The organism is Microtetraspora sp. AC03309, from assembly GCF_020826795.1.
Classification (GTDB): Bacteria; Actinomycetota; Actinomycetes; order Streptosporangiales; family Streptosporangiaceae; genus Microtetraspora; species Microtetraspora glauca.
Genome location: NZ_JADDIL010000285.1, coordinates 1 through 784, shown reverse-complemented (window position 1 = coordinate 784; position 784 = coordinate 1). Strand labels below are relative to the sequence as shown.

Here is a 784-nt window from a genome sequence, read left to right as displayed (position 1 = left end):
CTCGGAGACCGGGCGACCGACCACGGCGTTGAAACCGACGTTGGGCAGCGACTGCCCGTCATACATCCAGGTCTGCCCGCCGTCCTCGGTGTCGACCACCTTCGGGGCGCGGTCGGCGAACTTGTGGGGCACCCGGCCGGCGAACGTGTCCGGTGGCTCGACGATGTGATCGTCGACCGAGATGACGGTGTAGAGGCGTTCGGCCCGCTGTGGTTCCGGCAAGAACGTGACAGTACGTTCGGCACCCTTCTGAGCGGTGGTGAAGTCGAGATTGCCCGCGAGTTCATCGATGGATTTCATGGCCGAAACTCCTTCTAGGTCAGAACTTCTGGGTCTGCCTTGATGGTCATGCGGGCCGCGCCGGCCCAGTACACGTCGGCGGCGCGCTCGATGAGCGAAGCCCTCATGCCGTACATGTCGGAGCGGTTCATCGCAGTGGGCGCGCGGCCGGTCAGCATGACCTGGTAGGCCAGTTTGCAGACCCGGTCGATCGACGCCGCCCGATACACGGCCTCGGCCACGGTGCCTCCCGTGGTGATGACCCCGTGGTTGGCCAGGATGGTGAGATTGGCCGTGCCGATCCGCGCGGCGAGCTCACGCGCCCGCGGTGCCGAATCGACTTCCCCGTCATAAGTTTCGACGAAGCACATGTCGTCGAGGAACAGCGACCCGGTCTGGTGCACCAGCTCGGGCAGCTTGCCGAGCGCCGCGATCAGGCTGACGTAGTAGGGATGGTTGTGGATGACGACTCGGGCGTCGTCGCGAACGCGGTGCAGCTCGGTGT

1 protein-coding gene and 1 pseudogene are annotated in these 784 nt (G+C 65.4%); both read right to left on the bottom strand.

Annotated features, from left to right (window positions below):
* Window positions 1-300, bottom strand: a pseudogene (locus IMZ11_RS42870) (hypothetical protein); the annotation flags it as partial.
* A gap of 14 nt (window positions 301-314) precedes the next feature.
* Window positions 315-784 (bottom strand): class II aldolase/adducin family protein (locus IMZ11_RS42865; RefSeq protein WP_228649339.1); only part of this gene is annotated, 470 nt, incomplete at its 5' end.